Source organism: Ruegeria sp. G5, from assembly GCF_056533365.1.
Window position 1 is genome coordinate 164,228 of the sequence record NZ_JBQFOK010000001.1, and the last position, 21,613, is coordinate 185,840.

Annotated in this window: 22 protein-coding genes and 1 tRNA gene; 12 read left to right on the forward strand and 11 right to left on the reverse strand. The window is 56.5% G+C overall.

What is annotated here, in order from left to right:
- Positions 1-2: 2 nt before the first annotated feature.
- From ACR0BD_RS00805 to ACR0BD_RS00830, 6 genes are all read left to right on the forward strand, one after another.
- Entirely contained in the window at positions 3-1,079 is a 1,077-nt protein-coding gene (locus ACR0BD_RS00805; protein ID WP_480699270.1) for a branched-chain amino acid ABC transporter permease, read from the forward strand.
- Positions 1,080-1,151: 72 nt separating this feature from the next.
- Positions 1,152-2,432 (forward strand): ABC transporter substrate-binding protein, encoded by a 1,281-nt coding sequence (locus ACR0BD_RS00810; RefSeq protein ID WP_480699268.1) that lies wholly within the window; start codon positions 1,152-1,154, stop codon positions 2,430-2,432.
- A gap of 73 nt (positions 2,433-2,505) precedes the next feature.
- The gene (locus ACR0BD_RS00815) at positions 2,506-3,339 is read left to right on the forward strand and encodes an ABC transporter ATP-binding protein (RefSeq protein WP_480828370.1); all 834 of its coding nucleotides are present in this window, start codon (positions 2,506-2,508) and stop codon (positions 3,337-3,339) included.
- Between the two features lie 19 nt (positions 3,340-3,358).
- On the forward strand, positions 3,359-4,576 hold the full coding sequence (locus ACR0BD_RS00820; protein ID WP_480828810.1) for a phenylacetate--CoA ligase family protein: 1,218 nt from the start codon (positions 3,359-3,361) through the stop codon (positions 4,574-4,576).
- A 120-nt stretch (positions 4,577-4,696) separates the two neighbouring features.
- A complete protein-coding gene (locus tag ACR0BD_RS00825; protein WP_480828371.1) occupies positions 4,697-6,364 on the forward strand; it encodes an ABC transporter permease in 1,668 nt (555 codons plus the stop codon).
- Positions 6,365-6,436: 72 nt separating this feature from the next.
- Positions 6,437-6,787 carry a DUF2794 domain-containing protein gene (locus ACR0BD_RS00830; RefSeq protein ID WP_480699262.1) on the forward strand — a complete coding sequence of 117 codons (351 nt, stop codon included), beginning with the start codon at positions 6,437-6,439 and terminating at the stop codon, positions 6,785-6,787.
- Here ACR0BD_RS00830 and ACR0BD_RS00835 read toward each other — a convergent pair.
- The 3 genes from ACR0BD_RS00835 to ACR0BD_RS00845 form a co-directional block, all read right to left on the reverse strand.
- On the reverse strand, positions 6,784-7,521 hold the full coding sequence (locus tag ACR0BD_RS00835) for a C40 family peptidase (RefSeq protein WP_480828372.1): 738 nt from the start codon (positions 7,519-7,521) through the stop codon (positions 6,784-6,786). The genes ACR0BD_RS00830 and ACR0BD_RS00835 overlap by 4 nt on opposite strands.
- A complete protein-coding gene (locus ACR0BD_RS00840) occupies positions 7,518-8,900 on the reverse strand; it encodes a leucyl aminopeptidase family protein (protein WP_480828373.1) in 1,383 nt (460 codons plus the stop codon). Before ACR0BD_RS00840 ends, ACR0BD_RS00835 begins: the two co-directional genes overlap by 4 nt.
- A gap of 63 nt (positions 8,901-8,963) precedes the next feature.
- The gene (locus ACR0BD_RS00845) at positions 8,964-9,353 is read right to left on the reverse strand and encodes a hypothetical protein (RefSeq protein WP_480828811.1); all 390 of its coding nucleotides are present in this window, start codon (positions 9,351-9,353) and stop codon (positions 8,964-8,966) included.
- A gap of 144 nt (positions 9,354-9,497) precedes the next feature.
- On the opposite strand from ACR0BD_RS00845, the gene ACR0BD_RS00850 reads away from it, so the two are divergent.
- Positions 9,498-10,148, forward strand: coding sequence for a carbonic anhydrase (locus ACR0BD_RS00850; protein WP_480699257.1), 651 nt, complete (start codon positions 9,498-9,500; stop codon positions 10,146-10,148).
- A gap of 87 nt (positions 10,149-10,235) precedes the next feature.
- Here ACR0BD_RS00850 and ACR0BD_RS00855 read toward each other — a convergent pair whose 3' ends face one another.
- Positions 10,236-10,361: a hypothetical protein gene (locus tag ACR0BD_RS00855; protein ID WP_480699255.1), complete on the reverse strand. Its 126-nt coding sequence runs from the start codon at positions 10,359-10,361 to the stop codon at positions 10,236-10,238.
- 309 nt (positions 10,362-10,670) lie between these two features.
- Between ACR0BD_RS00855 and ACR0BD_RS00860 the strand changes: the two genes are divergently transcribed.
- Positions 10,671-11,363 (forward strand): imm11 family protein, encoded by a 693-nt coding sequence (locus tag ACR0BD_RS00860; RefSeq protein WP_480828374.1) that lies wholly within the window; start codon positions 10,671-10,673, stop codon positions 11,361-11,363.
- Positions 11,364-11,930: 567 nt separating this feature from the next.
- Here the strand turns inward: ACR0BD_RS00860 and ACR0BD_RS00865 are convergent.
- The 3 genes from ACR0BD_RS00865 to ACR0BD_RS00875 form a co-directional block, all read right to left on the reverse strand.
- Entirely contained in the window at positions 11,931-12,953 is a 1,023-nt protein-coding gene (locus ACR0BD_RS00865; protein ID WP_480699249.1) for an aspartate-semialdehyde dehydrogenase, read from the reverse strand.
- A 111-nt stretch (positions 12,954-13,064) separates the two neighbouring features.
- Positions 13,065-14,102, reverse strand: coding sequence for a glycosyltransferase family 4 protein (locus tag ACR0BD_RS00870; RefSeq protein WP_480828375.1), 1,038 nt, complete (start codon positions 14,100-14,102; stop codon positions 13,065-13,067).
- A 33-nt stretch (positions 14,103-14,135) separates the two neighbouring features.
- On the reverse strand, positions 14,136-15,308 hold the full coding sequence (locus ACR0BD_RS00875; RefSeq protein ID WP_480699245.1) for an MFS transporter: 1,173 nt from the start codon (positions 15,306-15,308) through the stop codon (positions 14,136-14,138).
- A gap of 140 nt (positions 15,309-15,448) precedes the next feature.
- On the opposite strand from ACR0BD_RS00875, the gene ACR0BD_RS00880 reads away from it, so the two are divergent.
- A complete protein-coding gene (locus ACR0BD_RS00880) occupies positions 15,449-16,591 on the forward strand; it encodes a DUF3095 domain-containing protein (protein ID WP_480828376.1) in 1,143 nt (380 codons plus the stop codon).
- A 4-nt stretch (positions 16,592-16,595) separates the two neighbouring features.
- Here the strand turns inward: ACR0BD_RS00880 and ACR0BD_RS00885 are convergent, their stop codons facing one another.
- Both ACR0BD_RS00885 and ACR0BD_RS00890 read right to left on the reverse strand, forming a co-directional pair.
- Positions 16,596-17,366, reverse strand: coding sequence for an HpcH/HpaI aldolase family protein (locus tag ACR0BD_RS00885; protein ID WP_480828377.1), 771 nt, complete (start codon positions 17,364-17,366; stop codon positions 16,596-16,598).
- Complete coding sequence (locus ACR0BD_RS00890; RefSeq protein ID WP_480699239.1) at positions 17,351-17,530, reverse strand: hypothetical protein; 180 nt, start codon at positions 17,528-17,530, stop codon at positions 17,351-17,353. Before ACR0BD_RS00890 ends, ACR0BD_RS00885 begins: the two co-directional genes overlap by 16 nt.
- Positions 17,531-17,586: 56 nt before the next feature.
- On the opposite strand from ACR0BD_RS00890, the gene hpaR reads away from it, so the two are divergent.
- Together hpaR and ACR0BD_RS00900 are read left to right on the forward strand one after the other, a co-directional pair.
- Positions 17,587-18,021, forward strand: coding sequence for a homoprotocatechuate degradation operon regulator HpaR (hpaR, locus tag ACR0BD_RS00895; protein WP_480828378.1), 435 nt, complete (start codon positions 17,587-17,589; stop codon positions 18,019-18,021).
- A 447-nt stretch (positions 18,022-18,468) separates the two neighbouring features.
- Complete coding sequence (locus ACR0BD_RS00900) at positions 18,469-19,167, forward strand: fumarylacetoacetate hydrolase family protein (RefSeq protein ID WP_480828812.1); 699 nt, start codon at positions 18,469-18,471, stop codon at positions 19,165-19,167.
- Positions 19,168-19,170: 3 nt separating this feature from the next.
- Here the strand turns inward: ACR0BD_RS00900 and ACR0BD_RS00905 are convergent, their stop codons facing one another.
- The gene (locus ACR0BD_RS00905) at positions 19,171-20,382 is read right to left on the reverse strand and encodes a winged helix-turn-helix domain-containing protein (RefSeq protein ID WP_480828379.1); all 1,212 of its coding nucleotides are present in this window, start codon (positions 20,380-20,382) and stop codon (positions 19,171-19,173) included.
- 4 nt (positions 20,383-20,386) lie between these two features.
- Positions 20,387-21,412 (reverse strand): LacI family DNA-binding transcriptional regulator, encoded by a 1,026-nt coding sequence (locus ACR0BD_RS00910; protein ID WP_480699233.1) that lies wholly within the window; start codon positions 21,410-21,412, stop codon positions 20,387-20,389.
- Positions 21,413-21,525: 113 nt separating this feature from the next.
- Between ACR0BD_RS00910 and ACR0BD_RS00915 the strand changes: the two genes are divergently transcribed.
- Positions 21,526-21,602, forward strand: a tRNA-Arg gene (locus tag ACR0BD_RS00915).
- Positions 21,603-21,613: the final 11 nt, after the last annotated feature.

Below are 21,613 nucleotides of genomic sequence, written 5' to 3' on the forward strand. Positions count from 1 at the left end.
ATATGTTCTATCGTGAGGCCGGAGACTTCAAAGTCTCATACGCGGATGACAGCCAAACTTTCCCGATCAAGTTCGACCGGTACCGCTATTACGGCGTGTTGGCGATCGCGTTTGGTATCATACCGTTCCTGATCAATGATTACTGGGCCAATGCCCTGCTGCTGCCCTTTCTGATCTACGCCATCGCGGCGATTGGGTTGAATATTCTGGTGGGTTACAGCGGGCAGGTCTCGTTGGGGACTGGGGGGTTCATGGCTGTAGGGGCGTATGCCTGCTATAAGCTTATGACGGCGTTCCCGGATGTCAGCATGTTCATCCATGTCATACTTGCCGGTGGGATCACGGCGATCGTTGGTGTTTTGTTCGGCCTGCCGAGCCTTCGGATCAAGGGGTTTTATCTGGCGGTGGCAACGTTGGCCGCGCAGTTTTTCCTTGTGTGGCTGTTTAATCGGGTGCCGTGGTTCTACAACTATTCGGCTTCGGGGCAGATCAACGCGCCGGAACGGGATGTGTTTGGCATCATCATCACTGGCCCCAATGCTCCGGCATGGGCGACTTATCTGTTCTGTCTGATCTTCCTGACGCTCAGCGCCGTGATCGCGCGCAACCTGACGCGTGGATCAACCGGGCGCAAGTGGATGGCGATCCGCGACATGGATATCGCCGCCGAGATCATCGGGGTGAACCCGTTGAAGGCTAAATTGACTGCCTTTGCCGTCAGCTCCTTCTTTGTTGGTGTCTCGGGCGCACTGTTCTTTGCGGTCTATCTTGGCGCGGTCGAGGTGGGCGAAGTCTTTGGTATCCAGAAATCGTTCCTTGTGCTGTTCATGATCATTATCGGCGGATTAGGCTCTATTTTCGGATGCTTTGCGGGGGCGGCATTCCTTGTTCTGTTGCCGGTGGTCCTGAAAGTTGTTGGTGCGGACATGCTGGGCTGGCCGACAGATATCGTGGCCCACCTGAACCTCGTGATCGTCGGTCTGATGATCATCATGTTCTTGATCCTTGAACCGCATGGATTGGCGCAGCTGTGGCGTGTCGCCAAAGAGAAACTCAGACTCTGGCCGTTCCCGCACTAAGGGGAGGCCCAATCAGATAACGGGTGGCAAGCCCGAAACACACATCGGACTAACCAAGGGAGGAGACACCCGATGAAATTGAAACTGGCAACTCTGGCGCTGGGCGCCGTGATGGCGGCAGGTCCGGTCATGGCCGACCTCGTGTTCCCATCGCTCAGCTATCGGACCGGGCCCTATGCGGCAGGCGGTATCCCGTTTGCGGATGGCTATGCTGATTACTTTACGCTGCTGAATGAACGCGATGGCGGCATTGGCGGTGTGACCGTCAGCGTCCCGGAATGCGAAACCGCCTATAACACCGAAAAAGGCGTGGAATGTTATGAGGCGACCAAGGGAGAAGGCGCGTTGGTTTACCAACCGCTGTCGACCGGGATCACCTATCAGCTGATCCCGAAACTGGCGGTCGACAAGATCCCGATGCTGACATCGGGTCTGGGGCGTACCTCGGCCAAAAACGGATCGGTTTTTGAGTGGGTGTTCAACTTCCCTGCCAACTACTGGGATGGCGCATCCGGTGCGATCAACCACATTCTGGATATCAATGACGGCAATATCTCGGGCAAGAAGATCGCGCTTGTCTATCACAACTCGGCCTATGGCAAGGAACCGATCCGTACGCTTGAAGAGCTGTCTGAAAAGCATGGATTCGAACTTGTGGCCCTGCCCGTCGATCACCCGGGTCAGGAGCAGAAATCGCAATGGCTGCAAATCCGCCGCGACCGTCCTGACTATGTCCTGATGTGGGGCTGGGGCGTGATGAACCAGGTAGCCGTGCAAGAGGCCGCGAACATCCGGTATCCGATGGAGAACTTCATCGGTGTCTGGTGGTCCGGGTCTGAGAACGACGTGCTGCCCTCGGGCGAGGCCGCAAATGGCTACAAGGCGCTGACCTTCCACAATGTGGGCGCGGATTACCCGATCTATGACGACCTCAAGGCGCATGTCTATGACAAGAACCTGTCGGCTGGCGCTGGCGACCAGCACGGCACAGTGCTGTACAACCGGGGTCTCTATGCGGCGATGCTGGTGGCCGAAGCCGCCAAGAAAGCCCAAGCCATGCATGATGTTGCCGAGATAGACTCGGTCATGATGCGCGACGGGATGGAAGCGCTGGTGATTGACGAGGCGCTGATGTCCGAACTGGGTCTGCCGAATTTCGGCCCGACCTTCTCGGTCTCGTGCGGTAACCACGGTGGTGACGGTCTGGTTGGTGTGACCCAGTGGGATGCATCGGCGAAGACATGGTCTTTGATCTCGGACTTCAAACAGTCGGATCAGGACGTGATCCAGCCGCTGATTGATGCAGATTCCTCGGCCTTTGCTGCGGAAAACAACATCGACGGTCGCTGCTGAACGGACGCTTTGAAACCCGGGGCGGCGACCTGTCGCCGTCCCGATCCCAACACTCGCACGAGGACACGCGCTGATGCTGGATGCGGCTCAAAACACCGAAGTGCAGGCGGAAACCCTGCTTGAGGTCAATAATATCGAGGTGATCTATAACCACGTGATCCTTGTCCTGAAGGGCGTAAGCCTGACCGTGCCCAAAGGGGGGATTACCGCGCTGCTTGGTGGCAACGGGGCCGGCAAGACGACGACCCTCAAGGCGGTGTCGAACCTGCTGCATTCCGAACGCGGAGAAGTCACGAAAGGTTCGATCAAGTATCGCGGAACCAGCATCCACGAAAGCGACCCGGCCGATCTGGTGGAAAAAGGCGTTATTCAGGTGATGGAAGGCCGCCATTGTTTTGAACATCTGACGGTCGAAGAAAACCTGTTGACCGGGGCCTATACGCGCAAGGACGGTAAGGCCGCGATTCAACAAGACCTTGAACTTGTGTATTCCTACTTCCCGCGTCTGGCCGAACGCCGCAAATCGCAGGCGGGCTACACCTCGGGAGGTGAGCAACAAATGGTTGCGATGGGTCGGGCGCTGATGTCACGACCTGAAACGATCTTGCTGGACGAACCCTCGATGGGTTTGGCGCCGCAATTGGTCGAAGAGATTTTCGGCATCGTGAAGGACCTGAACGAGAAAGAGGGCGTGTCCTTCCTGCTAGCTGAACAGAACACAAATGTGGCGCTTAGATTTGCGCATTACGGTTATATTCTTGAATCCGGTCGCGTCGTGATGGACGGACCTGCGGCCGAATTGCGCGAGAATCCGGATGTGAAGGAATTCTATCTGGGCATGTCTGACGAGGGCCGCAAAAGCTTCCGCGATGTACGTTCATACCGTCGCCGCAAACGGTGGCTGTGAGCGGATGGAGGATCTGTCGATGACCTATTTCGATGCACTCGAGACCCGATCAGCCGACAAACGCGCCGCCGATCAGGCGCTGGCGTTGCAGCAACAGTTGGGCCGCGCACTTTCAGCGCCCGGGTTTCAGACCCATCTGGCGGATGCGGATACTGGTGCGGTCAAAACTGCAGAGGATCTGACAAAGCTGCCTGTACTGCGCAAATCCGATCTGGCCAATGCGCAGGCAGCCCGACCGCCATTTGGTGGCTTCACAGTCAAACCCGCGCGCCATTTCCACCATGTCTTTCAGTCTCCGGGCCCGATTTACGAACCGGGCAGTACGGATCCCGATTGGTGGCGCATGGGGCGGTTCCTGCACGCGGCGGGGGTCGGCCCCGGCGACATCGTGCAGAACTGTTTTGGGTATCACCTGACACCAGCGGGCATGATCTTTGAAAGCGGCGCGCGCGCTGTTGGCGCAGCCGTCCTGCCTGCGGGTACCGGCCAGACCGAGCTTCAGGTCACTGCCGCCCGCGATGTTGGGTGCACTGCTTATGCAGGCACGCCGGACTACCTGAAGGTTATTCTGGACAAGGCGGATGAGATGGGCGTCGCGCTTCATTTCACGACAGCCGTTGTTGGCGGCGGGGCGTTGTTTCCATCGCTGCGTCAGGAATATGCAGATCGCGGTATTTCCTGTTTGCAGTGCTATGCGACGGCTGATCTGGGCAATATTGCTTACGAAAGCCCGGCAATCGAAGGCATGATCATAGACGAGCATGTGATTGTCGAGATCGTCACGCCGGGAACAGGCACACCTGTTCCCGAAGGCGAAGTTGGCGAAGTGGTAGTGACGTCTTTGAACCCGGACTATCCGTTGATCCGCTTTGCGACCGGGGATTTGTCGGCCATTCTGCCCGGAGCATCTCCGTGTGGGCGCACCAACGCACGGATCAAGGGTTGGATGGGGCGCGCGGATCAGACCACCAAAATCAAGGGGATGTTTGTGCGGCCCGAACAGGTGGCGGCGTTGGTTGACAAGCATGATGAAATTGTCAAAGCCCGCGTCATCGCAGCGCGTCAGGGTGAGATGGACACCATGACGGTCCAGATCGAAAGCCCAACCGGCGATGACATGGCCTATGCCAAATCGGTGGTTGAGGTGCTGAAACTGAAAGGCGCGATCGAGGTTGTGGCACCGGGATCGCTGCCCAAAGATGGTTTGGTGATCGAGGATCAGCGGGTCTACGAATAGGGCGCTATGGGATCTGCGGCAGTTTGTGCCGCAGATTTGTTCAGCCTCCTACTGGTGTTTCTGAGCGTTTTGGTCGATTAAAGATCAACTCTGCGCCTTAGCCAGTAAAAAGCCGGGATCATGGCCGACATCGAATTCTCAGAACACGGTACGCGCAACCGGGGTGCATTGGGCACACGCCTGGTGGGTGCTGTGGCGTGTCTGGTGGCGGCGGCCTGCCTTTTGCCTATGGTGGCTGTTGTGTTGGCGGCGGTTACGGGTGGCACTGACACGATCTCGCATCTTTTGACAACGGTACTACCCGGCTACGCACTGACGACGGCAGTATTGGTGGTGTTGGTGGCGGCTGGCACCTTCGCTGTCGGGGTCGGTGCGGCATGGCTGGTCACCATGACCCGTTTTCCCGGTGTTCGGTTTCTTGAGATCGCGCTGGTGCTGCCCCTCGCGTTTCCGGCCTACGTATTGGCCTATGCCTACACATTTATTTTGGATCACCCCGGTATCGTCCAAACCACATTAAGGGATGTGACCGGATGGGGACCACGCGATTATTGGTTCCCCGAGATTCGTTCGACCGAGGGGGCAGCGGTGATGCTGATCCTCGTCCTGTACCCTTATGTTTATCTTCTGGCGCGGGCAGCTTTCCTACAGCAAAGCGCCACAGCCTTTTTGGCCGCGCGTGCGCTGGGCAACAGCCCTTGGGGCGCGTTCTGGCGGGTGTCCTTGCCAATGGCCCGCCCCGCAATCGCCGGAGGTGTCTTGCTGGCCATCATGGAAACCGTGGCCGACTTTGGCACGGTTGCCTATTTCGGGGTGCAAACCTTTGCCACCGGTATCTATACCAGCTGGTTTTCCATTGGGGACCGCGCGGCAGCCGCGCAACTGGCGCTTTGTCTTTTGGGCTTTGCTCTGGTCATGGCCGTGGCCGAGCGGATGCAACGTGGCAAGGCCAAATACTATCAGGCGGGTAAAAGCCACGCGACTTTACCTTCAGCGACACTAAAGGGATGGCAGGCGATCGCGGCCTTTACCCTATGCGCCATCCCGGTTCTATTGGGTTTTCTCCTGCCGGTTTTCATTCTGGTGTCCATGGGCATGGAGTCAGAGCAGAACCTGCTATCCCGCCGGTATATCGGGTTCATCCAAAATTCGTTGACCCTTGCGGGTGTGGCTGCGGTTATCACGGTTCTGGCCGCTATTTGCGTGGGCTTTTTCCAAAGGCTACGTCCCGGGCGAGTGTCATCGAGCACCGGATATTTGGCGCGGTTGGGTTACGCAGTCCCCGGCGGCGTGATCGCGGTTGGCCTGATGGTCCCGTTCGCAAGCTTTGACAATGCGCTGGATGCGTGGATGCGCGAGACCTTTGATATATCCACCGGCCTCCTTGTCACAGGGTCGATCTGGTTGTTGGTTGCGGCTTACATGGTGCGTTTCCTAGCCGCCGCGCTGAGCGCTTATGAGGGCGGGCAAAGCACCGTGCACGCGAATATGGATGCAGCGTCGCGGTCACTTGGCCAATCTCCTTTGGGGACACTGCGCCGTGTGCATTTGCCGATTCTGACGCCCTCTTTGTTGACCGCGTTGCTGATCGTGTTTGTGGACGTGATGAAAGAGCTGCCCGCGACCTTGATCATGCGGCCGTTCAACTTTGATACCCTTGCAGTTCAAGCTTATCGGCTTGCATCAGACGAGCGGCTTGAAGGTGCGGCCGTACCGTCTTTGGTCATTCTGGCGGTGGGTTTGCTACCCGTGATTCTGATCTGCCGACAGGTCGGACGCCGACGCTAAAGGGATTCAAAAATACCGGATCGAGTCGCGCGCGGGCTTGATTCAAACACGTTTTCCGGCGAGGCTTGGTGTATGAACATGCAGCCTCCCAGCCGGTTCTCTGCAAACTCGGCACAAATGCCCGTCGCGTTTAACCGGCACGAGATGTCACATATCCTGTCTGTATATGGCCGAATGGTCGCAGCGGGTGAATGGCGTGACTATGGAATTTCCAACCTGCGCGAGATGGCAGTGTTCTCTATCTTTCGGCGCACGGCAGAACATCCGATTTACCGGGTCGAGAAACATCCGCGTCTGCGGCAAAAGCAGGGGATGTATTCCGTGGTTGGTATGGATGGACGTATCCTGAAACGCGGCCACGACCTGCGTACTGTCCTTAGAGTGTTGGAACGCAAGCTTATCCGCTCGGTCGACCTGGATTAGAGCCTTTTGTGCGCTGTGACAGGTCCGTCGCCCTGTGACTGAATACGTGCGATTGCCTGATCCAGCGGCTCGAATGTGACGTCCATATGGAAGGCGTTCGCATGGAGCAGCATGTTCTCTTCGTACACCCAAGCCACATGGCCTTTCCAAAACAACAGATCACCGCGCTGTGGCGATGTTCCATTGGGTAACACATGTCCCAATTCGCGTTCCTGATCACCGCTGTCGCCCGGACAAGGCAACCCGCAGGCCAGCATCCCGGCCTGAACAAGACCGGAACAATCCAGCCCGAAGCGGCTGTTGCCGCCCCAAAGATAGGGCGTGCCCAAAAACAGCTCGGCCACAGCGACGGGATCGGTCAGGTTCACCCCGACATGTTTGGCGTGTTGTGATGGGATGAACCCAAGTTCTGTTTCCAGAAACCCGCCAATCTCGGATCTAACAGCGATCTTGCTGCCAAAGCTGAGTGACAGGCGGTCCGGGCTTTTCATGTCGGGCAGTGCGTAGGCATGAGTTGCCGGGGCTGTAATCCAGTGGGTTGCCGAAATGTCGGGCCCCAACTGATCGGATTTGACCCACCCTGTGTAATTGTCTTTTGCTGATCTGACCTTGCTCCAACCGTTCTGATCTTCGGAGCGCTCAACACTATCACCATACAGCAATTGCCTGTCCCGCGGCCCATCGGGGCTGCGCATCAGGTCGACGACCGGATGAATGACGCGCTGCCGCGTCATAGATTCAGAATTTCCGGTAAAGCGGCCAGAAGTGCCCGAGGACCTTGCCCCAACCCACCTTTGCTGCGGCCCGGTTCCTTGCTGCGCTGCCATGAGAAGATGTCAAAATGCATATACGGGCTGTCACCAACAAAGCGTCGCAGGAACAGCGCGGCTGTGATCGACCCGGCAAAACCGCCCGCTGGTGCGTTGTCCAGATCAGCGATCCCGGGTTCGATCAAACCCTCATACGGGTCGTGGAAAGGCATGCGCCACACTGGATCGGCAACGGTTTGTGCGGCTCGGCTCAGGGTGGCTGCGGTGTCGTCACTGTCGGTATAGAACGGCGCCAAATCTGTACCGACGGCAACCCGCGCAGCCCCGGTCAGTGTCGCCATCGAGATCACGAGATCGGGGTTTCCTTCATCTGCAAGTGTCAACGCATCGGCCAGAACAAGACGACCTTCGGCGTCAGTGTTGTTGATTTCAACCGTAAGACCTTTGCGTGACGTCAGGATATCGCCGGGCCGAAAGGCGTTCCCGGCTACGGAATTTTCAACCGCCGGGATCAATACCCGTAACTGCACAGGCAAGCCCAGCGCCATGATCATTCGGGCCAAACCCAGCACATTTGCAGCGCCGCCCATATCCTTTTTCATCAAACCCATCGAGGCACCGGGCTTCAGATTCAGCCCGCCGGTGTCAAAGCAGACACCTTTACCAACCAGAGTCAGTTTTGGACCGCTTTTGCCCCAGTTCATCTCGATCAGACGGGGCGCCTGCGCGGATGCGCGGCCAACCGTGTGGATCATGGGAAAGTTCTGGTCCAACAAGGCGTCACCCGCGATGACGTTGCAAGCGGCGCCAAACTCTTGCGCCAGAGCCTCGCTCGCGGCCTGCAATTGGTCTGGCCCCATGTCCGAGGCGGGCGTGTTGACCAAATCTCGAATCAAAGCCTCGGCGCTGGCAATGGTCTCCAATCGGGTCGCATCTACACCTTTCGGTGCGACAAGGCGCGCTTTAGTCGGGGACTGGTTGGCGTAACGGTCAAACGAGTATCCGGTTAGCAACCAGCCAAGGCATTCGGTCTCAAGCACGTTATCCGGAACCCCGGATGCGATGGCATATGTGCCTTTGGGCAAAGCCTCGGCCGCGGCAGCTAAAGGAAACCGTTTGCGGGCACGCCCAGCGCTTTTGCCGTACCCGGCCAGCGCGGATACTGGTGCCCCGTTTGCATCCGGTATCAGCAGCACCTGTCCAATCGCGCCCGTAAATCCGTTGCTGCTGACCCAGGCGGCCACAGAGTCCGGTTGGTCATTCAACCAATCGTCCAGATCTGTTTGCGCAACGACATGCAACGGTATCGACGGGTCAGAGGAGGGGGCAAAGGACAGGGTCATGGCGATCTCGGCTGGTTCGAATTGCGCCCAGCCTATCTGCCCACGATCCGTCCGCAAGCCCCGTCAGACCGAAAGGTCCTGCTGATCCCAGATTACGGTCAACGATTTCTCACCAACCCGGATCAATCGCGACAAGGTCGCCCCGGTTGCCACGGCATCCCCGGCGTCCACGTTGTTGGCCACGTCACCAGCAACCCTTGCCAAAACCGTCATGCCGATCTGATCTGAAATTGCCACCAGGGACCGCGCGCATTTTCGCAGCCCTGCCCAGTCGCGTTGACGCCAGTAACGTTCGCAATTTGACAGGCGCACCGCCAGCTCTTCAACAGTGCGACATAAGACGTCCAGCGCGTTTTTATCGCCCAGTTGCGTATACAATCCATTCAGACGATCCGGGTCCAATCGGACGGATTCCTTGTGTTCAAGCGAAATTATCTTTTCCACCACATTCACCCCAATTATTGATGCCCCCACGGCATAGATTGACTTAGACTGTCAATTCCTTTGCAAAACCTTGCCGCGTTGCGGGATAATTGCTCGAATTTTCGGCGAATTCGGGTTACAGCACTCGGCATAGAAAAGACTAAGGACATAAGAATGGATTGCGCCAAACCTCTGCCGAGCTATCTGGTCAAACGGTATCACGGCTGGAAAGCCACGACATATTCCGAGAACCAGGTCTGGTACAGGCGACTCGCGACCGAGGGACAGCGCCCGCGCGCGATGGTCATTTCCTGTTGCGACAGTCGTGTGCACGTGACGTCGATGTTTGGCGCGGATCAGGGTGACTTCTTCATTCACCGCAACATCGCCAATCTTGTCCCCCCTTATGCCCCTGACGGAGATCACCACGGCACCAGTGCTGCGATCGAATACGCCGTGACCGCGCTGAAAGTGGCGCATCTGATCGTTCTGGGCCATTCGCAATGTGGCGGTGTTCAGGGCTGCATCGATATGTGCAAGGGACAGGCCCCGCAGCTTGAAGCCAAGGACAGCTTTGTCGGGCGCTGGATGGATATCCTCAAGCCGAAATACGATCTGGTTGCCGATGTTGAAGATAGCGTTGATCAGGCGCGCCAATTCGAACGCCACGCGGTCGTTGCGTCGCTAGAGAACCTCATGACGTTCCCGTTCATCGCTTCGGCTGTTCAGGATGGATCACTGAGCCTGCACGGTCTGTGGACCGATATCGGCGAGGGCGGGTTGCAGTGCTACGACCCCGAGGAAAAGAAGTTCAATATCGTCTGAATTGCGAATACTGCCGGTACACGCCAGAGTAGATCAGTTTTTATTTGAGGTTACCGGGCTAAGACCACTTAGCCCGGTATTGCGGCATTAACTGCCCTGATTGCGAAAGCGCTCTTCGAATTCGGGTGTCTGGTTGTCGGCGCTGCCACCGCTTGGGCCTTCGCATGCGGCCACGAAAAGCAGGCTTGCGGTGATGAGGGCGGCTCTGATCATGTTGATGTCCTTTGCGTTCGATCTGCACCAACAAGGCTATACGCTCGGGTCTGGTATCGCACTGAAACCCCCATCGCGTATGGTCAAACCTGTGTGACGCCGCAGTGAGTGCCGCAGCGCGAACAAGAGGGGCTGAGCCCGATCCCGTAAATTGACGACTACCCTGCGCGTGTCATGGCAGTGCCCGGGCTTTCGACTTTCCCTTAACGAGAAGTCATTTTCGGTGTTTTTTTAGACTTCCCGAAAGTCTTCCTGCGTATAGATTGTTCGAAAACCCACGATTGATTTAAACTAGTTTAGGCGTTTGCCATGGATTCAGGAAACAACCCGTCTCGCCGGGATTCTCATGTCTGGATTTCGACGACCTGGAACGACAAAGTCGGTGTCACTCCTATGACGCGGAGGGAATATGAACGGCACTGGCGCGCGGGTCAGCCCAATGAAATCGGTGAAAAATACAGTGAATTGCTCCAACGGACCTATAACAAAGTTCCTAAGGGCGAGGTTCTGACGGCAGAAGAAATCGGCGATGTCTGGTACTATGGCTCACAGGACGGCAATCCGGCACCAAGTTTCATGAACGGAGGCGGTCTGCCGGTGCTGTCAGACTCTGCCAAAACGGTTCTGGAACAGTTCGATCTGGGTGAAACCTATTTCCACTCGATCAGATTGCAGGCTCCCGCGGGCCATGCAACTACGGACGAGCCGTATTACATCGTTAATGTGTGCAACAAACGGTCGATGGGCAACTACGAGGCGTTGGGTCCCGAAGGTGATCTGACAGCGCCCTTGGACAACTTAGTTGGTCAGATTTTCCTCCCAAGAAAAGGGTCGGAGCACAAACTGGTCGTTGTTCCTGAAGCACTGGGTGGTCCCGACATCTGGCTCGATCCGAAAGTTCCCGAACTCTTGTTTCTCTCCGAACGTCTTGTCTCAGCCATGAAATCTGGCGGAGTCGATGACGGTTGGGGTTTAGTCCGCTGCCCGGTTGGCGTTCTTTGACGCAAGCCAACTGTTTTCGCGCTGCATCGCTTGAATTGATCTGACCGGTTGTGCAATCTGCGGCTGTATTGAGTTAATGGAGTATTAGTATGTTCGATCAGCGACAGAATGATCGTATTCGAAAACTGCAGGCCGAAAGAGCTTCTGCTGCACAGCACCCTCGTCCTTCTGCGATACCGGCTGCAAAAAACAATGGAATCACGATCGGGTACCGCATTGTCGTCGCCCTCATCGTGTATCCAATCGCTGTGACGGCGCGGCAGATTGTTGATATGGGGGCGGACGAAAATTTCAGTTTCGAACAATCAGCGCATTTGCTTCCGCTGATTTACATTGCGCTCGGTTTTGTGATTTTCATGTTTGCAGGAGGCGCGTTTTCTTTATTCACATTCCGAAAACGCCCCCGGTTCGCTTGGGTCATCTTAATGTGTTTCGTCGGGTATTTCCCGGGTGGAGCGTTGATGAAACTGTTTTTATAGCCATATGCGATTTGACGGGGGCAGTTGGCAACCGGCAGAAAAAAGGGTCAACCCATAGTTGACCCTTTTTTTTTAAGCCGAATTGACATCAGCCCTTTTTCAGAACTTCGCGGCCCAGCAGCTCGGCGATCTGCACTGCGTTTAGGGCAGCGCCCTTGCGCAGGTTGTCTGAAACGCACCACAGGTTGATGCCGTTTTCGATGGTCGAGTCCTGACGGATACGGCTGATGAATGTCGCGAAGTCGCCCGCGCATTCGATGGGCGAGACGTAGCCACCGGCCTCACGCTTGTCGATCACCATGATGCCCGGTGCTTCGCGCAGGATGTCACGGGCCTCGTCTTCGTCCAGGAATTCCTCGAACTCGATATTCACGGCCTCGGAATGGCCGACGAAAACGGGAACGCGGACGCAGGTTGCGGTGACCTTGATCGACGGATCGACGATCTTTTTGGTCTCGACCACCATCTTCCATTCTTCCTTGGTCGAGCCGTCTTCCATGAAGACGTCGATCTGCGGGATGACGTTGAAAGCGATCTGTTTTTGGAATTTCTTTGGTTCAACCTCAGTCGTGGGGTTGTAGATCGCTTTGGTCTGATCCCAAAGCTCATCCATGCCCTCTTTGCCCGCGCCTGATACCGACTGATAGGTCGACACGACAACGCGCTTGATGCGCGCGCGGTCATGCAGCGGTTTCAACGCGACAACCATCTGCGCGGTCGAGCAGTTGGGGTTGGCGATGATGTTCTTGTTTTTATAGTCGTGGATCGCCTGCGGGTTACACTCTGGTACGATCAGCGGAATCTCCGGGTCATAGCGATAGAGCGAGCTGTTATCGATTACCACACAACCCGCCGCAGCCGCCTTGGGCGCGTAGACCTTGGTTGCGTCCGAGCCGATGGCAAACAGCGCCATGTCCCAGCCGGTGAAATCAAAGGTGTCGATGTCCTGGGTTGTCAGTGTCTTGTCGCCAAAGCTTACTTCGGTACCCAACGAACGACGGCTTGCCAGCACGGCAAGTTCATCGACGGGGAACTGGCGTTCCGCCAGAATGTTCAGCATTTCGCGGCCCACGTTACCCGTGGCGCCGGCGACAACGACGCGATAGCCCATTTCATGTCTCCAAAGTTAAGGACGCGCGTTCATAGCTGCGTTGCGGCAAAGAAAAAAGAGCAAACGCGCTAATATTCGGACTATGACGGCGTTTTGAGGCGTTTCCTGACCTCAGGTCTGGTTCAACAGGGACCGATAGACCTTTACGATCTCTTCCGCCTCGCCTTCGATTCGAAAATTCTCTTCGATATGCTGGCGGGCAGCCTGTCCAGCGGTGGCCATTTTCTCTGGATCGCTCAGCATGTCGTGCAATGCGCCGGCCAGCGCATCTGCGTTGTCCTTTTCCACGAGGCGACCGGTAATTCCGTCCTGAATTTGCGCGCTGAAGGCACCCACATCGTGGCAGGCAATGGCGGGCACACCCGATGCCATGGCCTCTAGCGGGGTCAGGCCGAACCCTTCGTGACGCGCAGGGGCGACGAACAAATCCAGAGCGCGGTAGGTTTCCACGATCTCTGACCAAGGACGTTCACCCAGAAACCGGACGCGATCGGCCAACCCGGCCTGTTTGAGCTTGTCTTCCTGTTCTTGCTGGAATGCTTCAAACTCTTTCGTGGCGTTGCCGGTAAAGACAATTTTGGCATCGGGAAATGAGGGCAGCACTTTGATCGCGGCATCCACCAGCAAATCGACCCCTTTTTGGGGGCGTATACGTCCGAAACAGCCGATGAGTGTCCCTGCAGGCAATCCAAGCTTTGTGCGCAGTGCATCCTTATCCTTAGCAGGGTGAAATATCTGCGTATCCACGCCGTGCATGATCACTTTTGAAGGATGCTCTAGAAACGATGCTGCCTGAGGGGTCGTGGCAATCAACGCGTCCATTTTTGAGATCAGCCTTTTGGTGAACCCTGAATGATCGCGCTGGGCCGCAGAGGTGAACAGCAGCTTGTAGTTTCGACGAAACACGGTCTTCAGAACCAGCCCCATCAACATCTCGGTGTTGCGACGCGCATGCCAGACCATTGGAGCCTTATTCGGCAAAAACAGAGTCTTCCAAAGGCGAATATGGGGAATATCGTCTGGCAAACCCGGCCCTGTGGCGCGGATATTGATCATCTTGGCTTGTATTGGCAGCAACCGGATAACGGTTGTCGTGACGCCCGATAGGCTGTGTTTCAGGTTCGGCGCCAGCACTTCGATATTCTGCATTGCGTTCTCCTTACCCGATGACCCGTGGTGGGATCACTCGACGCTGTCGCGGCTAAACAGGTAGATCACGCAACCGATCGCCAGCGTAATCGCGAAAAACCCGAATATCGCTGTGTAGGGGGCAGTGGGTCCGATGTCCACTGTGCCAGCATGTATGCGCCCGGTGACGAATTGTGCCAAACCGACGCCGCCGATCCCGAACAGGTTCAGAAGCGTCATACCTCGCCCGACCAGATGCGGGGGAACAAACGCCCGCCCATGTGCCATGATGACAGGAAAGCTGGCACCGGTGAAACCAATCACGGCGATCAGGACAACAGAGAGCCAGACGGCACTGTCGATCCACAGGCAAAGTAGCAGCATCGCGACAACACCCATAGCGTTGCCACCGAAGATCACCCATTTTCGTGTACCCAGCAGCCGGTCAAGGGGGCCGTACACAAAGGTGCCAGCGATCATGGCGGTCCCCATGATGAGTGTGGCAGTGCCGATTTGCGTGGTGCTGAGGTTGAAAATATCACTCAGGTAGGGGCCGGCCCATAACCCGCGCGTCGCAGCCGAAGGGGCGTAGGCCACCAGCATCAAGGGCAGGATTGTCCACAAGGCCGGTTCTCGCAGCAGATCCAGAAGTGAGCCTTTTTGTTCGGTTTCGACCCGTTTTGGATCCTTTACGCTGATCCAGATGCCGAAAGCTATGGCCGCAGAAAAGGCGGCGAGTGTGACCATTGTGGCCCGCCACCCCATAAGCTCGACCGCGAGTGCCGTTGGGTAGGACGCGACAAGATTGCCAACGGATCCGACCCCAAGCATCACGGCCGCCAGGGTCGCAAAGCGGGCAGGCGGGTATTCGCGCGCGAAGATGTAGTATGACGCCATCAACACTGGCGAGCATCCGACGCCAATCAACCCCATGGCCAAAGCGATATGAAACGGGGTGCTGGCCACAGCGAACAGCAATGCCCCGCCCGCACCACCGATCAGCAGTAAAATGGCAGAGGTGACCCGTGGCCCTGCACGGTCCAGAGCCCAGCCGACCGGCAATTGCATTGCGGCAAACACAAGAAACCAAAGCCCTGACGCAAAGGCTAAATCTTCGGGGGTGGCGCCAATATCCCGGCCCAGATCAACGCTGAGAACAGCCAGAAAGGCGCGGAAAAACTGGCTGAGCACATAGCCCAGACACAAAACGATCAGACCTGCCTTCATGTGACGTCTCTTCCCCCAATCGATGACCGGACATGATTGGCACGTGGCACGGCCATGCACAAGCACGTGTTGGATGACGATTTCGCGCGACAGGTCTCACTTAAGGACTATGTTATAGTTAAGGATGAGGTGAGGTGAAAATGAAGGACGCTCAGGTCGCGTTTTACGACGGTCTTCCGCTATTGCGTGACTTCACTCGCCTTGCAAATCCCGAACAATTTGCAGCATTGCCCGATGATTGGGTTCTGGGTGTTGCAGACATCGTGGATTCGACCGGTGAAATCGAAAAAGGCCGGTACAAGACGGTCAACATGGTTGGCGCGGCGGTCATCTCGTCCATGATCAACGCGATGGCGGGTAAGCGCTTTCCTTATGTTTTTGGCGGTGACGGGGCCGGATTTGCCGTGCCGGCCAGTGCGGCGGATACCGCGCGTGACGCTCTGGCTGCTATGCGCCGATGGGCAGAAGACGAATTCTCAATCTCATTGCGTGCCGCTTTGATTACCGTGTCAGATATTCGGGCGGCTGGCAAAGACCTGCGCGTTGCCAGATATGCGCCTTCGGATGGTGTGGACTACGCCATGTTTTCCGGTGGTGGGTTGGCGTGGCTGGAAGCTGAGATGAAACAAGGCAATATCTCGGTTCCCATTGCGGAACCGGGCGCTTTGCCCGATTTGACCGGTCTATCCTGTCGGTGGTCAAACGTGCGGGCCCGGCATGGCCAGATCCTGTCTCTGGTCGTTGAGCCCACCGCCCGAGCGACCGAGAGCGATTTTGCCGATCTCGTCCAATCAGTTCTATCCACATCAGAAAGGTTGGAACGGGCGGGCCACCCTGTTCCCGAGAATGGACCGCCAATTGGCTGGCCGCCGCCGGGGCTGGATGTGGATGCCCATGTCGCGCGTGCCGGGCGAAATTTGTTTGTGCAAAAACTGAAGCTGTTGGCGCAGAACCTTTTGATTGCCCTGCTGTTTCGTTCGGGCAAGCGGTTGGGGAATTTCGAGCCCGGGCATTACAAGACCATGGTCAGCCGTAACGCGGATTTCCGGAAATTCGATGACGGTTTGAAAATGACGCTGGATTGCGACCCAGTCACGTTGGGCGAAATTCAGATGATGCTGGATCAAGCGCGCGGACAGGGGAAAATCCGGTACGGCCTGCATTTACAGGACGAGGCGATGATGACGTGTTTTGTGCCTTCGGCAACCCGGGACGATCACGTGCATTTCGTGGATGGTGCCTCGGGCGGCTATGCGCAGGCTGCTGCTGCGATGCAGGGCTAACAGGTCATTTTGCTTTCCATTTTGCGGAAAGGCTTCGCGCAGCTTGCGTCAACAGCATGACGTCAATGCCCACCGCAAGGAACTGGGCCCCCATTTCAAGATAAGCCTGCGTCGCCTCATCATTGGTTCCGAGAATACCCAGAGCCTTGCCCGCCGCTTGGATCCGACGAATGGCGTCTGCAATGGTTGCCTGAACCTCGGGCGCGGCGCTGTTGCCCTGATATCCCATATCGGTTGAAAGATCCGCCGGGCCAATGAAAACGCCGTCTATACCTTCGACTTTTAGTATCTCGTCCAAGGCCGCAATTCCGGCGCGGTTTTCAACCTGCACCAACAGGCAGATCTGAGCGTCTGCTGTTTTGATGTAGTCGCTGTACGCGCCGTAACCGGTTGCGCGGGCCGCCCCTGCGCCCACCCCTCGGATACCTTCTGGTGGATAGCGGCAGGCACGCACCAGATCGCGGGCCTGTTCGGCGCTGTTTACCATCGGCACCAGTATAGTTTGTGTTCCCGCATCCAGCACCATCTTGATCAGTGCTGCATCCCCAACAGGTACCCGGACAACCGGGTGTGTGGGACTTGCGCTCAGCGCGATGAGTTGGTCGCGGATGGATCTGATGTCATTTGGCGCATGCTCTCCATCGATGACCAGCCAGTCGAAACCGGCCGTGCCCATGATCTCGGCGGTTATGGATTCTGCGAAACTGGTCCAACAGCCAATCAAACGTTCGCCGCTTAGTAGAGCCTGTTTGAAGGTGTTTACAGGTGCAGGCATGTTGGACCCTTTTCAGATAAAGTGATGTGAATACCGAATTGGCCAAGAAAGGCATCATCTCGGTTTTGCACCGTGTAAGTGATCGCCATTTGCAGATAGAGGTCAACCTTTTTCCCGGCAAAAGCACAGGCCGCAAATGGCGGTGCGATGTCCGGCTTGGTCACACGTTGCCTCAGTTAGGTTTGGTTGCAGTCCAGCCGGAATTCGTCCAAGGTTTGTTATGCCCAAGCAACTGCCACTGACCTCCCGTTCCCTGCCTATTGCCTTGTTACGTGCGCGCGAACGGGTCATGGGCCCTATCCGGAAAATGCTGGCTGACGCAGGGGTGACAGAACAACAGTGGCGCGTGTTGCGTGTTCTGAAAGAGGATGGACCGCAGGAGCCGACGCTTATCGCTGAACGTGCATGCCTTCTACTGCCCAGCCTGACCAGAATCCTGCAAAAACTGGAGGTCAAAGGCCTGATCCGCAGACAGGTCCATCCCGGTGATAAACGCAGGCAGATTGTCGAGATTACGGTGCAAGGTGAACAGATCATCCGCGACAATATTGATGTGACGGTTCAGTTGGCTGAGGAAATCAAAGCGAAGCTGGGGCCGAAACGCCATGAGGATTTGTTGGACCTGCTCAATGAGTTGCACAACCTGAAAAACTGATCGCCAAAAGATGCGCCCCGCCAGAGGTGGCGGTAGTTTACCTCTGGCGGGATGGCCAGACTTTGACTGGACTGCGCGTCTGGCCGACGCTCCAAAGAACCTGAACCCTCAATCAAGGTTGCGAGACGAATATTGCGATCCAAGGGGGGGCAGGATCGCACATCGCGGTTCTTTGAAATCCGTACGTTTGCTTGCTGGTTCGCTCACAAGCTGGGAAAGTCTTTGTTCAACCTGCGCTGCCTGTGGCAACGAACGATCGCAATTTGTCGCGTCTGACGTGTTTTTCTGTATGATGTTACACATTTAGGATGTCTTGGCAAAATGCCAAGCCATACTGCGTCAAAGTGATCAGAATTAGCTGATCTAACGAATTGCAGGGCCCGTTCGGCTTGTCGATCCTGTCATGCCCTCTAGGATGATGGTGACATGACATGGAAAGGAGCCCTGATGTCGGATGAGTTGTTTGCGCTGCCTGAACCGATCTCGGTGCCGATCAATGGCCTTTCGACCAGATATCCGGTGGGCCGCATATTCTGTGTGGGCCGAAACTATGCAGCTCATGCTGCAGAAATGGGCCATGAAGTTGATCGTGAGGCGCCATTCTATTTCACCAAATCGGCGGCAAATGCCGTTTTGTCGGGTGCGCAGGTCCCATATCCACCCGGAACAGACAATTTTCACCATGAGATGGAGCTGGCCGTCGCGATCGGAAAGCCTGTTTTCCGGGCATCGGCTTCTCAAGCGTCCGAGGCCGTATATGCCTATGGGTGCGCCTTGGATATGACCCGCCGCGATCTGCAAATCCGCGAGCGAAACAAGCAACGGCCGTGGGATTTGGGGAAAGACCTGGAAAACGGCACAGTTCTGGCACCGCTTACCTTGGCCACCGAATGGTCCCCCGACGATGACAAGCGCATCCACTTGTCGGTCAACGGGTCCGTCCGACAGGATGCCACGCTGCATGAGCTGATCTGGAAAATTGACGAAATCATTAGCCATTTGTCCGGCTACTATCATTTGCGACCGGGTGACTTGATCCTGACAGGGACACCGGCCGGAGTAGGGCCGGTGCAGGCCGGCGATGTACTAGAGGGCGCAATTGACGGGTTGGCACCTATCACACTGGCGCTGTCTGCGGCTGAATAAGTCCTATTTAGGGTCTTTTTCCCAGTGCGGCGCGAATTCAACGTTGTCTAGACCGGCGAACCGGCGGACGCGTTCCAATTCAGATTGCAGGCGTTTCGTCCGTGCTTTGGACCACCGAACTGTCCTTTCAGGCCAAAGGGCCTTTACGTGAAGGATACCGCGATCACGGTTTGCCTTCATGTCGATACGCCCGATGATCCGGTCCCCTTCAAGCAGTGGAAACACATAGTAGCCGTAAGTGCGTTTTGCGGCGGGCACGAAAACTTCGATGCGATAATGGAAGCCAAACAACCTTTCAGCTCTTTTCCGGTCGCGCAACATGGGGTCAAACGGGCTGAGTACGCGGATACGGCCGGGTGGCGGTGCATCCCACACTTGCTCAAGCACCTCTGGTCGGGCCACAACTTTTCTGAGTTGGCCGTTTGCGCAGGTGACTTCGATTTCTTGCAGTATCCCTTTTGTTAGACCCTGTTTTGTCCATTCCCGCGCTTCGTTGGCGCTGACCGTGTCCCAAAACGCTGCCAATTCGCCCGAGGTCGCAAAACCCAGCCGATCCAGCGCCGCGGTGCACAACCAGTCTACCGTTTCCTCGGCGTCGCAGCTCAGGTTTCCTGGACAAAGATGGGTTTCGATAACTCTTTCCGTCAGGTCGTAGCGTTTCTGAAACCCTTGTCTGCCGACAACTGTCAGCGCCCCCGACCGCCACAGAAATTCAAGGGCGGTTTTGGATGGATGCCAATCCCACCACCCACCCGAGCCCTTCTTTTCATCCTTGCCGACGTCTGACGAGGATACCGGACCGTGATCGCGGATGTGTTGCAGAACGGTTTCGAACTGTTTTTCGAATCCATCTCTGCGCCAGTTTTTCCAGCGTGACTTCAGTAAATCGGCATCACGCTGAAAGCGCAGGTGCCAATGGCGATAAAAAGCCATCGGTATAACCGCAGCATCGTGCGTCCAGTGTTCGAACAGCGCACGGTCCTGTTCATATAATCGCTTTAGATGCGTCGGGCGGTAACTCGTCCTGCGTGAAAACAAGATCATGTCGTGGGCCCGTGCCACGGTGTTGATACTGTCCAACTGCACGAAACCCAGCCGGTGAATCAATTCCAACAAGTCAGCGCCCTTTGCGCCGCCCGAGGGGGGCTCGGCCAATGCGTGGCGATCCATGAAAAGCCGACGCGCCGCTTGGTTGTCCAGCTGTGGCAGGGCCACGGACCTACCGCCGTTTCAGCGTGTCGCCAAAACTGATCTTAGGGGTCAAAGTCACGCGTGTATCGATCGCGGTATCGGGATCAGACAGTTGCGTGGCGATAATCTCTGCCGCTTTACGTCCGATTTCCAACCGGCACGCATCCATTGTGGCCAATTTACGGGGCAGGCCCTGCAGCAATTCTACATTGTTGAATCCGGCCAATCCGATCTGACCCGGCACATCAATTCCTTGATCCAGCAGGTACAGCAAACCACCGGCCCCGATCATGTCGTTGGAGTAGTACAGAAAATCCAGTTCAGGCGAACGTTCCAGCATCGCCTGCGTCATCTCGCGCCCCTTGGCCAGGGCCGAGCCACCCGAGTAGAATTCGCGATCTTCGATCTCGACCCCGTGCTTACCCAGAACTTCGGTAAACCCCTCGAACCTTTTTCGGGCGCGGTGATCCAAGGGCATTTTCGTGCCCATAAAACCGATATGTTCGTACCCCGCCTTCAGAATGGCTTGTGCCATTTCACGGCCTGCACGGCGATGCGAGATACCGACCATCGCATCGACAGGCTTACCATCAGTGTCCATGATCTCGACCACTGGAATCCCAGAGGAATCCAGCATTGCGCGGGCGGCTTCGGTGTGTTCCAGTCCCGCGATTATCACGCCTGACGGACGCCACGACAGCATCTCGTACAGAACCTTTTCTTCTTTTTCGGGCAGGTAATCGGTGACCCCGACAACTGGCTGCAGCTCGGTATCTTCTAGCACCTGATTGATGCCGGTCAGCACTTCGGGGAAGACCATGTTGGACAGAGACGGGATAATCACAGCAACCAGATTTACGCGGCTAGAGGCCAGAGCGCCTGCGATTTTGTTAGGCACATACCCAAGTTCTTTTGCAGCGGCCAGAACGCGGGTTCGGGTGGCGTCGGATACATCCCCACGGTTCCGCAGCACCCGACTGACCGTCATCTCGGATACCCCCGAAGCCTCTGAAACATCTCGAAGAGTAAGCGGGCGTTTGGTTTCTGTTGTCACGGATGCACCTGCGTTGTTGTTTTTTGAATGGTAGCGTGAACACGATGTAATTTACAACTGTTCAGCAAAGGTCATGACATCCCGAAAAAACGCAGGTAGAGAGAGCTTTGCGCGGCCCCGTGGCTCAACTGGATAGAGCAGCCCCCTCCTAAGGGGCAGGTTGCAGGTTCGAATCCTGCCGGGGTCGCCAGTTCATTGGTT

Excerpts from the sequence above, each read along its gene's own strand:
- ACR0BD_RS00880 (WP_480828376.1), top strand. The coding sequence starts at position 15,449 with ATGAAGGACGCTCAGGTCGCGTTTTACGACGGTCTTCCGCTATTGCGT.
- ACR0BD_RS00840 (WP_480828373.1), bottom strand. The coding sequence starts at position 8,900 with ATGACCCTGTCCTTTGCCCCCTCCTCTGACCCGTCGATACCGTTGCAT.
- hpaR (WP_480828378.1), top strand. The coding sequence starts at position 17,587 with ATGCCCAAGCAACTGCCACTGACCTCCCGTTCCCTGCCTATTGCCTTG.
- ACR0BD_RS00810 (WP_480699268.1), top strand. The coding sequence starts at position 1,152 with ATGAAATTGAAACTGGCAACTCTGGCGCTGGGCGCCGTGATGGCGGCA.
- ACR0BD_RS00870 (WP_480828375.1), bottom strand. The coding sequence starts at position 14,102 with ATGCAGAATATCGAAGTGCTGGCGCCGAACCTGAAACACAGCCTATCG.
- ACR0BD_RS00855 (WP_480699255.1), bottom strand. The coding sequence starts at position 10,361 with ATGATCAGAGCCGCCCTCATCACCGCAAGCCTGCTTTTCGTGGCCGCA.
- ACR0BD_RS00865 (WP_480699249.1), bottom strand. The coding sequence starts at position 12,953 with ATGGGCTATCGCGTCGTTGTCGCCGGCGCCACGGGTAACGTGGGCCGC.
- ACR0BD_RS00815 (WP_480828370.1), top strand. The coding sequence starts at position 2,506 with ATGCTGGATGCGGCTCAAAACACCGAAGTGCAGGCGGAAACCCTGCTT.
- ACR0BD_RS00835 (WP_480828372.1), bottom strand. The coding sequence starts at position 7,521 with ATGACGCGGCAGCGCGTCATTCATCCGGTCGTCGACCTGATGCGCAGC.
- ACR0BD_RS00805 (WP_480699270.1), top strand. The coding sequence starts at position 3 with ATGTTCTATCGTGAGGCCGGAGACTTCAAAGTCTCATACGCGGATGAC.
- ACR0BD_RS00820 (WP_480828810.1), top strand. The coding sequence starts at position 3,359 with ATGACCTATTTCGATGCACTCGAGACCCGATCAGCCGACAAACGCGCC.
- ACR0BD_RS00830 (WP_480699262.1), top strand. The coding sequence starts at position 6,437 with ATGAACATGCAGCCTCCCAGCCGGTTCTCTGCAAACTCGGCACAAATG.
- ACR0BD_RS00825 (WP_480828371.1), top strand. The coding sequence starts at position 4,697 with ATGGCCGACATCGAATTCTCAGAACACGGTACGCGCAACCGGGGTGCA.
- ACR0BD_RS00860 (WP_480828374.1), top strand. The coding sequence starts at position 10,671 with ATGGATTCAGGAAACAACCCGTCTCGCCGGGATTCTCATGTCTGGATT.
- ACR0BD_RS00875 (WP_480699245.1), bottom strand. The coding sequence starts at position 15,308 with ATGAAGGCAGGTCTGATCGTTTTGTGTCTGGGCTATGTGCTCAGCCAG.
- ACR0BD_RS00900 (WP_480828812.1), top strand. The coding sequence starts at position 18,469 with ATGTCGGATGAGTTGTTTGCGCTGCCTGAACCGATCTCGGTGCCGATC.
- ACR0BD_RS00885 (WP_480828377.1), bottom strand. The coding sequence starts at position 17,366 with ATGCCTGCACCTGTAAACACCTTCAAACAGGCTCTACTAAGCGGCGAA.
- ACR0BD_RS00850 (WP_480699257.1), top strand. The coding sequence starts at position 9,498 with ATGGATTGCGCCAAACCTCTGCCGAGCTATCTGGTCAAACGGTATCAC.